The organism is Brevibacterium sanguinis, assembly GCF_003315415.1.
GTDB lineage: Bacteria > Actinomycetota > Actinomycetes > Actinomycetales > Brevibacteriaceae > Brevibacterium > Brevibacterium celere_A.
On record NZ_QNSB01000010.1, the window covers coordinates 76,732 to 88,299 of the forward strand.

At 69.5% G+C, this 11,568-nt stretch carries 10 protein-coding genes; 7 read left to right on the plus strand and 3 right to left on the minus strand.

Annotated elements, in window-relative coordinates; all coding sequences use genetic code 11:
• Positions 1–93: 93 nt before the first annotated feature.
• The 5 genes from DFO65_RS13720 to DFO65_RS13740 are packed head-to-tail and all read left to right on the plus strand — an operon-like array spanning position 94 to position 6,893.
• Entirely contained in the window at positions 94–1,788 is a 1,695-nt protein-coding gene (locus DFO65_RS13720) for a TIGR04028 family ABC transporter substrate-binding protein (RefSeq protein ID WP_113905002.1), read from the plus strand.
• Positions 1,788–2,873, plus strand: coding sequence for an ABC transporter permease (locus DFO65_RS13725; protein ID WP_113905003.1), 1,086 nt, complete (start codon positions 1,788–1,790; stop codon positions 2,871–2,873). Before DFO65_RS13720 ends, DFO65_RS13725 begins: the two co-directional genes overlap by 1 nt.
• Positions 2,870–3,724, plus strand: a complete 855-nt coding sequence (locus DFO65_RS13730; RefSeq protein WP_113905004.1) for an ABC transporter permease — start codon at positions 2,870–2,872, stop codon at positions 3,722–3,724. Before DFO65_RS13725 ends, DFO65_RS13730 begins: the two co-directional genes overlap by 4 nt.
• Complete coding sequence (locus DFO65_RS13735; RefSeq protein WP_113905005.1) at positions 3,721–5,484, plus strand: dipeptide ABC transporter ATP-binding protein; 1,764 nt, start codon at positions 3,721–3,723, stop codon at positions 5,482–5,484. Before DFO65_RS13730 ends, DFO65_RS13735 begins: the two co-directional genes overlap by 4 nt.
• A gap of 53 nt (positions 5,485–5,537) precedes the next feature.
• On the plus strand, positions 5,538–6,893 hold the full coding sequence (locus DFO65_RS13740) for an alkylhydroperoxidase domain protein (protein ID WP_113905006.1): 1,356 nt from the start codon (positions 5,538–5,540) through the stop codon (positions 6,891–6,893).
• A gap of 138 nt (positions 6,894–7,031) precedes the next feature.
• On the opposite strand, the gene DFO65_RS13745 is transcribed toward DFO65_RS13740, so the two are convergent.
• On the minus strand, positions 7,032–7,517 hold the full coding sequence (locus DFO65_RS13745; protein WP_113905007.1) for a DUF779 domain-containing protein: 486 nt from the start codon (positions 7,515–7,517) through the stop codon (positions 7,032–7,034).
• Positions 7,517–9,040: an acetaldehyde dehydrogenase ExaC gene (gene exaC / locus DFO65_RS13750; RefSeq protein WP_113905008.1), complete on the minus strand. Its 1,524-nt coding sequence runs from the start codon at positions 9,038–9,040 to the stop codon at positions 7,517–7,519. The genes DFO65_RS13745 and exaC overlap by 1 nt, the downstream gene beginning before the upstream one ends.
• A gap of 261 nt (positions 9,041–9,301) precedes the next feature.
• On the opposite strand from exaC, the gene DFO65_RS13755 reads away from it, so the two are divergent.
• Entirely contained in the window at positions 9,302–9,661 is a 360-nt protein-coding gene (locus DFO65_RS13755) for an ArsR/SmtB family transcription factor (protein ID WP_113905009.1), read from the plus strand.
• Entirely contained in the window at positions 9,658–10,299 is a 642-nt protein-coding gene (locus DFO65_RS13760) for an SRPBCC family protein (protein WP_113905010.1), read from the plus strand. Before DFO65_RS13755 ends, DFO65_RS13760 begins: the two co-directional genes overlap by 4 nt.
• A gap of 38 nt (positions 10,300–10,337) precedes the next feature.
• Here DFO65_RS13760 and DFO65_RS13765 read toward each other — a convergent pair whose 3' ends face one another.
• Positions 10,338–11,405, minus strand: a complete 1,068-nt coding sequence (locus DFO65_RS13765; RefSeq protein WP_113905011.1) for an AI-2E family transporter — start codon at positions 11,403–11,405, stop codon at positions 10,338–10,340.
• Positions 11,406–11,568 lie beyond the last annotated feature (163 nt).

Below are 11,568 nucleotides of genomic sequence, written 5' to 3' on the forward strand. Positions count from 1 at the left end.
GTCCGTGCCGCGTGCGCGTTCGTCCGCACTCACCGCTTCCACCATCCGTACCGGGGAATCCATCGATTCCCTCTGCCCGAAGGACCACCATCCATGACGGACCTCCGTCCCCCCGCCTCGGCGACCACGATCGACCGCCGGAGCATCCTCAGCCTCGGCCTGGGGCTGGGCACCCTCCTCACCCTCAGCGCCTGCACCCCGGTCGACGATGCGCCGCTGACCGAGGGCGAACCCGTGACCGGCGGGGTGCTCACGTACTTCGAACCGCAGACCTGGACCCTGCTCTACCCGCCGTCGGTCGGCTTCTACCCCAATGGCGGGATCATGAACAACATCTCCGCCCGGCTGCTGTGGCAGGACCCGCAGACCCTCGACCTCCACCCGTGGCTGGCCACCGAGCTGCCGCAGGTCAACGCCGACGCCACCGAGTACACATTCACGATCCGCCGGGGCGTGACCTACTCCGACGGGACGCCGCTGACCGCGGCGAACGTCGCGAAGAACTTCGACCTCTTCGGACGCGGCGACGAGGCGCGCACCCTGCCCGTGTCGGAGCAGATCTCGAACTACGAGCGCAGCGAGGTCCTCGACGACTCCCGGGTCCGCTTCCACTTCAGCGCCCCCTCCCCCGGCTTCGCCCAGGCGACGTCGACGATGAATGCGGGGCTGCTCTCCGACTCGACCCTCGATCTCGACGCCGAGGGCTTCGGGCCCGGCGGGGCCCTGAGCATCCACACGTGCGGGCCGTTCCACATCACCGCCGAGACGATCGGGACGAAGCTGTCCGTCCGCGCCCGCGAGGACTACGACTGGGCCCCGCCGCACCTTGAGCACCAGGGCCGGGCCTACCTCGACGGCATCGACTTCCTCGTCAACAACGAGTACTCGGTGCGCATCGGAGCCGTCCTCTCGGGTCAGGCCGACGGGGTCCGCGACGTCCAGGCACCCGACGAGGCCCGGGTCGAGGAGCAGGGCCTGCGGCTCTACGCGAAGCCCACGAACGGGATCAACAACGGCATCAACTTCCGGTTCCGCCACCCCCTGCTCTCCGACATCCGCGTTCGCCGCGCGCTCATCGCCGCGATCGACCGGGCGGAGATCGTCGACAAGCTCTTCACCCCCAACTTCCCCCTGGCCACGGGCGTCGTGGCCAAGGGGGCGATGGGCTACAAGGACCAGTCGGGATCATGGACCCACGACCCCCGCGAGGCGAACCGCCTCCTCGACGAGGCGGGCTGGGCCGAGCGCGATGCCGAGGGCTACCGCGTCAAGGACGGGCAGGTCCTCGCGCTGACCGTCAACACCGCGCTCCCGCAGCCGCGCTCGAACGAGGTCCAGACGCTCATCCAGCAGCAGCTGCGCCACGTCGGGGTGCGCCTGTCCATCAACCCCGGCGACCAGAGCAAGCAGACGCTCGACTCGCTCAGCCTCGACACGGTGCAGATCTACCACTCGATGGTCGCCCGCGCCGACTTCGACAACCTCCGCAGCAACTACGCCTCCGTCAACCGCGACGTGTTCCTCAACGGCACCGGCCGCGACGACGCCGCTGACGAGACCGTCGACCCGCAGATCGACCGCCTCCTCGAGGAGCTCGCCACCCAGCCCCTGGCCGCGAAGCGGCAGGAGGCCGCCGAGCGGTTCCAGGACTACCTCGTCGAGCAGGCCTACGTGCTGCCGTTCTTCGAGGAGCCGCAGGTGTTCTCCTTCCGCCGTCGCGTCCATGGCTTCGAGACCGAACCGGTGGGCCGTCCGTCCTTCTACAGCACATGGTTGGCAGGTCAGTGATGATTCTCGACGTCAGATATCTCCTCCTGCGCCTGGGGCAGGCGGTCCTCGTCCTCCTCCTCGCGTTCACCGCGGCCTTCGTGCTGCTTAGCCTCATCCCCGGAGACGGCGTGACCGCCCGCTTCGCCGATCCCACGCTCGGGCTCTCGGCCGAGCAGATCGCCGAGATCCGCGAGCAGACCGGTGCCGACGCACCCGTCCTCGAACGCTATCTGCTCACCCTCGCCGGGTTCCTCACCGGCAACTTCGGGTACTCGGTGCAGACCGGGGCGGCCGTGTCGACGATCGTGACCGCCGCCCTGCCGTCGACGGCGGTGCTCGCGCTCTCCGGCTTCGTCACCGCCCTCGTCCTCGCCGTCGTCATCGCGGTGCTCGCCACCTACGGCCCCACCTCGGGGCCCTTCGGCTGGGTGCGCCGGGTCCTCGACTCGACCCCGAGCCTGTTCATCTCCATCCCCGTGTTCTGGCTGGGCATCCTCCTCATCCAGGTGTTCTCCTTCCAGCTCGGGCTCGTCTCGGTCGTCGACCCCGGCCCCGCCGAGGCGCTCGTCCTGCCCACGCTGACCGTGGCGGTCCCGCTGTCGGCCCCCATCGCGCAGGTCCTCATCCGCTCGATCACCGAGGTCAAGTCCTCGCCCTTCGTCAAGGTCACCCAGGCCAAGGGCGCCTCGGAGACGTGGATCCTCGTCCACGCCGTCGCCCGCAATGCGATCCTGCCGGGGCTGACGATCATCGGGCTCATCTTCGGCGAGCTGGTCGCCGGAGCCGTCGTCACCGAGACCGTGTTCGGACGCAACGGCATCGGCCAGATCACCGCCCAGGCGGTGACGCACCGGGACAATCCGATCCTCCTGGCCGTCGTCGTCATCGCGACCTTCGGCTACGTCCTCATCAACCTCGCCGTCGACCTGCTCTACCCCGTCATCGACGTCCGCCTGCGCGGCACCCGCACCGCTCCCGTGCAGGCCGGCACCGCAGAGACCCTCGGCGCCGCCGACCCCGTCGAGGGCGGCTTCTCCGGCGTCGCGGTCGCGCCAGGCGGTCCCGCGGGAGGCTCCACGACCCCAGGAGGGAAGGAATCATGAGCATCTCGACCACCCGCTCGCCCCGGACCAGGCCACAGCTCGGGCACGCCGCTCGCGAGTGGCTGAGCCCCGCCACCGTGGTCTCGGCCCTCGTCCTCCTCGTCGCCGTTCTCTGGGCCCTGTTCGCCACCCTCTTCACGCATCATGATCCCAACGACGGCGGGGACACGGCCGCCCTTCTCGCCCCGAGCCTCGAGCACTGGTTCGGCACCGACCAGACGGGCCGCGACGTGTTCACCCGCGTCGTCCACGGGGCATCCCAGTCCCTGCTCGCCGCCCTCGTCGCGGTCGCGGTCGGCCTCGTCGTCGGCTCCGCGATCGGACTCATCGCCGGCACCCGACGCGGGTGGATCGACGACGTGCTCATGCGCTTCATCGACGTGCTGCTCTCGATCCCCGCGATCCTGCTCAGCCTCTCGATCGTCATCGTCCTCGGATTCGGCACGATCAATGCGGCCATCGCCGTCGGCGTCACCGCGATCGCGCAGTTCGCCCGGCTCTCCCGCTCCGAGGCGGTGCGGATCAACACGAGCGACTTCGTGGCCGCCGCGTACGGCTCGGGCGGATCGTTCTTCTCCGTCCTGTTCCGGCACGTGCTCCCGAACTCGATCTCCCCCGTGCTCTCCCTGGCCGTGCTCCAGATCGGGTCCGCGATCCTCCAGATCTCCACCCTCGGGTTCCTCGGCTACGGCACCCCGCCGCCGACCCCCGAATGGGGCCTCATCATCGCCGAGGGCCGGAACTTCGTCGCCACCGCCTGGTGGCTGACCGTCCTGCCCGGACTCGTCGTCATGGCCATCGTCCTGGCCACCCACCAGATCGGCAACACCCTGCGAAAGGCGACGTCATGACCACTCTCACGACGACCGGAACCGCTCCGCTGCTCTCCGTGCGCGGACTGCAGGTCGACTACTCGCGCGGCACGACCGGTCCCGCCGTCGACGGCGTCGACCTCGACGTCCGTCCCGGGTCGATGACCGCCGTCGTCGGGGAGTCGGGGTCGGGCAAGTCGACGACCGCCAACGCGGTCATCGGACTCCTCCCGGAGTCCGCGCGGATCACGGCCGGATCGATCCACCTCGGCGAGGAGTCGCTGACGGATCTCTCCGCCTCCGCCTGGCGCGGGATCCGGGGCAGTCGGATCGGCTACGTCCCGCAGGACCCCGGCAACTCGCTCAATCCCCTGCGCACGATCGGGAAGTCCGTCGCCGAGGCGCTGCGCATCCATCGGCGTGCCGACGCGAAGTCCGCCCGGGCCCAGGTCATCGAGCTGCTCGAGAAGGTCGGGATCGACCGGCCGGAGCTGCGCGTCGACCAGTACCCGCACGAGCTCTCCGGAGGAATGCGTCAGCGCGTGCTCATCGCCTCGGCGATCGCCCTGCGTCCGAGCCTGCTCATCGCCGACGAACCCACCTCGGCGCTCGACGTCACGGTGCAGAAGCAGGTCCTCGACCTCCTCGACGAGCTGCGCGCGGAGACCGGGATGGGGATCCTCTTCATCACCCATGATCTCGCGGTGGCCGGTGAGCGCGCCGACGAGGTCGTCGTCATGCAGTCCGGACGCGTCGTCGAGGCGGGCCCCGCGGGCCGGGTCTTCAGCGCCCCGGCGACGGAGTACGCCTCGCGCCTGCTCGCCGACGCCCCGGCGCTGATGACGAAGACCCGACGCCCGGCCCCTACCGCGGCGGACGCCGGCGCGGAGAGACCCTTCGTCTCCGTCGAGGGCCTCACCCAGGTCTACGCCCGTAGCCAGGGCCAGGTCATCGGCGTCGAGGACGTGTCGTTCACCGTCGAGCGCGGGACGACGCTCGGCATCGTCGGCGAGTCGGGGTCGGGGAAGACGACGACCGGCAAGGCCATCGCCGGCTTCCTCTCCCCGCAGTCGGGCCGTCTGCGGGTCGGGGATTTCGACGCCGCCGACCTCGGTCGCGGGTGGGCGGGGAGACGTCGTCGCCTCGACTTCCGCCGCACCGTCCAACTCGTCCACCAGAACCCGTACTCGGCGCTCGACCCGACTTTCTCGATCCGGCAGACGCTGCTCGAGCCCCTGCGCAACTTCCGCATCGGGACCCGGGCGAGCCGGCAGGAGACGATCGAGACGATCCTCGACCGGGTGGCCCTGCCCGCCTCCTTCCTCGACCGGCGTCCGCGCGAGCTCTCCGGCGGTCAGCTGCAGCGCGTCGCGATCGCCCGGGCGCTCATCGCGGGACCCGAGCTCGTCGTCTTCGACGAGGCGGTGTCCGCCCTCGACGTCACCGTGCAGGCCCAGATCCTCGCACTCCTCGACGAGCTCCAGGCCGAGTTCGGGCTCACCTACGTGTTCATCTCCCACGACCTCGCCGTGGTCCGGCAGATCGCCGACACGGTCGCCGTGATGTCCCACGGTCGCCTCGTCGAGACGGGACCGACGGAGGATCTCTTCGCCCGGCCCCGCACCGAGTACACCCGCACACTGCTCGACGCGATCCCCCGGCCCGTCTCCCTCGGCCCCGCCGAGGGCAGGGATCCGGCCGGGCTCGGGAACCCGGCCGGTGTTGGGACCGCTGCCGAGCATCCCGGCTCCGGGCGTCCCACCGGCGAGGCCCGGCCGCTGCTCGCGGCCAACGGCTGAAGCGCCCCCTCTCGCAGATCCACCCCTCGACATCCCAGGAACAGGTGCACGCAATGACAGACATCATCAACGCCCTCGCCGGAATCGCGGCCGAGGACCCCCTCGACCTGCTCCGCGACCACCGCGCCCAGGCCAAGGAGAACGCGCAGCTGAGTTTCGAGGCGCTCCTCGAACCCGTCGACCCCGGCTCGATCTCATACCGCGACCGCTATGCCGTGGCGGCCTTCACCGCGGGGCTGCTCGGCTCGGAACCCGCCGAGGAGTTCTACCGCGATCTGCTTCGCGACGAGGACGAATCCGCCTCCCTGGGCGTCGCCCAGCTCCTCGATGAGGCCGGGTTCGCCTCCGGGCCCTACGGCATCCACGAATCCGCTGCGTTGGCTGGCGAGAACGTTTCCGGTCCGTGGTTCCGCGTCGACGAGAAGACGGCCGGGGTGCTCAGTGAGCGCGCCGCCGCCGGACTCGAGTTCGCCCACCTGCTCGTCCTCCACCCCCGCGACGCCCGGCCGGTCCACCTCGCCAGGCTGCTCGCCGCCGGCTGGGACGAGGACGGGATCGTGACCCTCGCACAGCTCGTGTCCTTCCTCAACTTCCAGATCCGCATCAGCAGTGGACTCGCCGCCCTCGTCGAGGTGCCGGTGGCGGTCAGCGCCGCCGAGGGCTCGGCGGCCCCGACGGAGGCAGGTACCGGGGTGAGCACGCGGTCGGGAGCCGCGTCCGCAGGCAGAGACGACCTGACCGGTGGGGCCGAGGATGCGCGTGACGTCGCGGCGGATGCGCGCGCTCTCGCCGAGGCCGGGGACCGGATCTCCTCCTACCCGGATCTGCACCGTCCCCCGCTCTACCAGCAGGCCGGTCTGGGATGGGTGCCCTGGATCGCCCCCGTCGCCGAGGCCGACCTCACCGATGTCCACCGAGAGGCGCTCGTCGAAGCCGGCCGGGCGAAGAACGCGTACTTCCGGCTCCTCGTCCGCGATCCGGATGCGCTGCGGGCGCGCACCCTCACCGACTTCGACATCTTCTTCAACACCACCGACGGACTCGGGCGGGCCGAGCGCGAGATCGCCGCCACCGCCGCCTCCCGGCTCAACGGGTGCCTGTTCTGCGCCTCGGTGCACTCGGATCGCGCCGCGGTGGAATCCGGTCGGCGCGACACCGTCCAGCGGCTCCTCGACGACGGTGTCGACGCCGACCTCGGCGACCCCGTGTGGAATGCCGTCGTCGCCGCCTCCGTCGCCCTGACCCGGACTCCGCAGACCTTCGGACCGGAGCACGTCTCACAGCTGCGCGACGTCGGTCTCGACGACGGCGACATCATCGACGTCCTCAACTGCGCCACATTCTTCAATTGGGCGAACCGGCTCATGCTCACCCTCGGCGAACCCGAGGTCATCGCTCCCGGACGCTGAGGACCCGAGCTGCCGAGGCCGGGAGCCGATGTCGGGAGTCGGCGCCGACGTCCATGGACGTGCATCCCGGAGGCCGGAACGGGAAACGGCGCCCGGCCCCGTCCAGGGCCGGGCGCCGTTCGTCACTGCCGGGCAGCGTCATGACCCGCTGTCGCCCAACAGCGTCGAGCGGATGATGAAGCGGTTCCCCGTCGGCGATTCGACGCTGAAGCCGCTGCCGCGCCCCGGCACCACATCGATGGTGAGATGAGTGTGCTTCCAGTACTCGAACTGCTCGACCGACATCCAGAAATCGAGACCGGATACGGTCGAACCGCCCCCGCCCTCATCGGGCAGGGGCAGTTCGAAGTGGCCGAGAAGGATGTCGGCCTCGGAGGTGAGGAAGTCCCCCTCCGGGAAGCACATCGGCGAGGACCCGTCGCAGCAGCCACCCGACTGATGGAACATCAGCTGTCCGTGCTTGCGGACGAGGTCGACGAGCAGGTCGAGGGCGGCCTGTGTCATCGCCACCCGGGGCTTCGTCTCCCCGGCGATCGTCGGGGCCGCCTCGAGTGCCGGCTGCGCCTCGGCGTGCCCTCCGCGCTCGCTCCCCGCGACCGCGGACTCCCCTCTCGGCTCACTCATCAGAAGAATCCCAGGGCATCGTCCGAGTAGCTGACCAGGAGGTTCTTCGTCTGCTGGTAGTGATCGAGCATCATCTTGTGGTTCTCCCGCCCGATGCCCGAGGACTTGTACCCGCCGAAGGCCGCGTGCGCCGGGTAGGCGTGGTAGTTGTTCACCCACACCCGCCCCGCCTGGATGTCGCGTCCGGCGCGGTAGGCCATGCTGCCGCTGCGGCTCCAGACGCCCGCACCCAGACCGTAGAGCGTGTCATTGGCGATCGACAGCGCATCGTCGTAGTCCGTGAACGAGGTGAGGGCGACGACCGGGCCGAAGATCTCCTCCTGGAAGATCCGCATCGAGTTCGACCCCTTGAAGATCGTCGGCTGGATGTAGAAGCCGCCGGCGAGGTCGCCGGCGAGCTCGGTCCGCTCGCCGCCGATGAGCACCTCGGCGCCCTCGTCCCTGCCGATCTTGAGATAGGAGAGGATCTTCTCGAACTGGTCGTTCGAGGCCTGGGCCCCGATCTGGGTCTCGGTGTCGAGGGGGTTGCCCTGCTTGATCGACCGCACCCTCTCGATCCCTGCCGCGACGAAATCGTCGAAGATCGACTCCTGGACCAGGGCACGCGACGGGCAGGTGCAGACCTCGCCCTGGTTGAGCGCGAACATCGCGAATCCCTCGAGCGCCTTGTCGAAGTAGCTGTCCTGTTTGTCGGCGACGTCCTCGAAGAAGATGTTCGGGCTCTTGCCGCCGAGCTCGAGGGTCACCGGGATGATGTTCTGGGAGGCGTACTGCATGATCAGACGGCCGGTCGTCGTCTCACCCGTGAAGGCGATCTTCGAGATCCGCTTGTTCGCGGCCAAGGGCTTCCCGGCGTCGACGCCGAACCCGTTGACGACATTGACGACGCCGGGCGGGAGCAGATCGCCGATGAGCTCCATGAGCACGAGGATCGACGCCGGGGTCTGCTCCGCGGGCTTGAGCACGACGGCATTGCCCGCCGCGAGGGCCGGGGCCAGCTTCCACGTCGCCATGAGCAGCGGGAAGTTCCAGGGGATGATCTGACCGACCACGCCGAGGGGCTCGTGGAAGTGGTAGGCCACCGTGTCCTCGTCGAGCTGGGAGATGCCGCCCTCCTGCGACCGGATCGCCGAGGCGAAGTACCGGAAGTGATCGACGGCGAGCGGAAGGTCGGCGGCCAGGGGCTCACGGATGCCCTTGCCGTTGTCCCAGGTCTCGGCGACGGCGAGCATCTCGAGGTTCTCCTCGATCCGATCGGCGATCTTGAGCAGGATGTTCGCCCGCTCCGTCGTCGAGGTCCTCCCCCACGCGGGTGCCGCCGCGTGCGCGGCGTCGAGGGCGACCTCGATGTCCTCGGCGGTGGAGGCCGGGATCTCCGTGAACGCCTGACCCGTGACCGGCGTGATGTTCTCGAAGTAGTTGCCGCCCTTCGGTGGAACCCAGTCGCCTCCGATGTAGTTCTCGTACCGCGACTTGAATGTGACGAGGGAACCATCGGTGCCCGGTGCTGAATAGACTGCCATGCCACTCCTTCGTGTGAGTCGTTCCGCTCCCTCACCTGCGACGGCTGCACTGCGACGACGGAGAGAACGGTCGGGTCCTCTCACCCTATGCGGCGAGACCCGTCACGACAATAGCTGTGATGATGAGAAGGAAACCTGTCTCGATTGCCGTCCGCGCCCGCCGGCGCTCACTCGCCGGGGACTGCGTCTGCCACTCGCATCGAGGCGATTCCCAGCATTTCAGTATGTACTTATATAAGTCTCTGACGATATTATGGTCCCGTGCATGCCTTCGACGTCCTCGGCGACCCCGTCCGCCGCCGCATCCTCGAGCTGCTCGCCGCCGACGAGCTCTCCGCCGGCGAGGTCACCGCGGTCATCGCCGCGGAGTTCTCAATCAGCCAGCCGGCGGTGTCCCAGCACCTCAGGGTGCTCCGGGAGAGCGGGTTCGCGATGGTGCGCAGCGAAGGCGCTCGTCGCATCTACGCGGTGCGGCCCGAACAGCTGAAGACCGTCGACGAATGGCTCGAGCAGTTCCGTCGCTCCTGGGGTCCGCGCCTGGACGCCCTGGGCACGGAGATCGCCCGCGGCAGGCGAGAGCGACGCACGCGAAACCGCACGAACGAGGAGGACACACCATGAGCACCGCAGACGAGACATCGGCGGCCGCGATCGACCGGGCGGTCACCGCCGGCGAGCGCGAGGGCAGAGAGACCCGCGTCGCCGAGGTCAGCCGCACGTACCCGACGACGCCGGAGGACCTCTGGGACGCCGTGACCCGCGCCGAGCGGATCGGCCGCTGGTTCAGCCCGGTCACGGGAGACCTCTCACTCGGCGGCGAGTACCAGATCGAGGGCAACGCCTCGGGGACGATCACCGACTGCGATCCCCCACGCTCCTTCAGCGCCACGTGGGAGTTCGGCGGCGGAGTCTCCTGGATCACGGTCACCGTCGCCCCCGACGGCGACGGCGCCCGACTCGGACTCGAACACGTCGCCGAGGTGCCCGAGGGCCCCGATGACTTCTGGGACACCTACGGACCGGGAGCCGTCGGCGTCGGCTGGGACCTCGGCCTGCACGGGCTGTCGCTCCATCTGGCCCACCCGGAGGCCGAGCGGGTCATCGAGGACGAGGAGTCATGGGTGCGATCGGACGAGGGGAGGGCGTTCGTCACCGCCTCGAGCGCGGCCTGGGCCGAGGCATCCGTCCGCTTCGGCACCGACCGGGAGTCCGCCCTCGCCGCGGGCGCGCGGACCACCGGGTTCTACCTCGGCGAGTGAGAGCTCATGGCCGCGGTCGCTGTCCTCTCACCCGACGATCACCGCTTCGCCTGCGCGGGCACGACGACCTTGCGGATGACGATGAGCGCCGAGGCGGCCACGGGCACCGCGACCACGGCACCGAGCACACCGCCCAGGGTGCCGCCGGCGATGGCCGCGATGATGACGAGGGCCCCGGGGACGTCGACGGCGGCGTGCATGATGCGCGGGCTGAGCAGGTACGCCTCGATCTGCATGTAGACGAGGTAGTAGACGCCCGCGGCGATCCCCAGTCCCGGCGAGACCATCAGGCAGGAGGCGGTGATGATGATCGCGCCGGTGACGGGACCCACGAGCGGGATGAGTGAGGCGAGGAAAGCGATGAAGGCGAGCAGCGCCGGCAGCGGGGCCCCGATGATCGTCAGGTAGATGGCGGAGAAGAAGCCGTTGATGATCCCCAGGGACACCTGACCGAGGACGTAGCGCCCGATCGATCGGGTCACCTCCTCGGTGACGGCGACGACGGTGGGCCGGACCGTGGCGGCGACCAGGGAGAACATTCCTGCCTTGATCGTCGGCATCGTCACGGCGAAGTAGATGGTGAGGATGACGACGACGAGGACGCCGGTGATGAAGCTGATGATGCCCGCTCCGATGGACACGACGCCGCCGCCGAGCGAGAGGACGTTCTCCGGGTCCGAGACCCAGTCGGAGGCGGACCGGAAGAGCCCGTCGACGTCGACGGCGCCGGTGAACCGCGCCTCGAGGTCGGTCACCCACCCGGTCCTCGCCAGCTCCCCGATGATCTCGGGCAGGTCCTCGACGAACTGCTGGATCTGCCGGATGACGGCCGGGGCGACGAGCAGGACGGTGCCGGCGACGATGCCGAGGAAGGCGAGGACGACGGCGACGACCGACAGGGACCTCGATATCCCCCGATCGACGAGCCACAGCACGATCGGCTCCAGGCCGAGGGCGAGGAAGAGGGCGAGGCCGATGTAGATGAGCACCGTCGACACGGATTGCAGGGCGGTCATCAGCCCGTAGGCGAGACCGACGCCCAGGGTTCCGGTGAAGCCGATGCGGAACGCGCTCGTCAGTCTCGGGGACACCGCTCCTGTGCTCATTCCCCCAGTCTAGCCAGCGCCCGGGTCTCGTCACGGGGGCTCTCCGGTCTCGTCACCGGGGTGTTCCGCTCGCGGCGGTGCAGTCCCTCGAGCGCGATGGCTCACGCCGGGGCAGGGAGCCGTCACCGGGCAAGACGGTACGATCGAGGACGAGACCCCCGCC

Bases quoted from the DNA above. Each gene is read 5' to 3' on its own strand.
- DFO65_RS13720 (WP_113905002.1), top strand. From the start codon at position 94: ATGACGGACCTCCGTCCCCCCGCCTCGGCGACCACGATCGACCGCCGG.
- DFO65_RS13725 (WP_113905003.1), top strand. From the start codon at position 1,788: ATGATTCTCGACGTCAGATATCTCCTCCTGCGCCTGGGGCAGGCGGTC.
- DFO65_RS13730 (WP_113905004.1), top strand. From the start codon at position 2,870: ATGAGCATCTCGACCACCCGCTCGCCCCGGACCAGGCCACAGCTCGGG.
- DFO65_RS13735 (WP_113905005.1), top strand. From the start codon at position 3,721: ATGACCACTCTCACGACGACCGGAACCGCTCCGCTGCTCTCCGTGCGC.
- DFO65_RS13740 (WP_113905006.1), top strand. From the start codon at position 5,538: ATGACAGACATCATCAACGCCCTCGCCGGAATCGCGGCCGAGGACCCC.
- DFO65_RS13745 (WP_113905007.1), bottom strand. From the start codon at position 7,517: ATGAGTGAGCCGAGAGGGGAGTCCGCGGTCGCGGGGAGCGAGCGCGGA.
- exaC (WP_113905008.1), bottom strand. From the start codon at position 9,040: ATGGCAGTCTATTCAGCACCGGGCACCGATGGTTCCCTCGTCACATTC.
- DFO65_RS13760 (WP_113905010.1), top strand. From the start codon at position 9,658: ATGAGCACCGCAGACGAGACATCGGCGGCCGCGATCGACCGGGCGGTC.
- DFO65_RS13765 (WP_113905011.1), bottom strand. From the start codon at position 11,405: ATGAGCACAGGAGCGGTGTCCCCGAGACTGACGAGCGCGTTCCGCATC.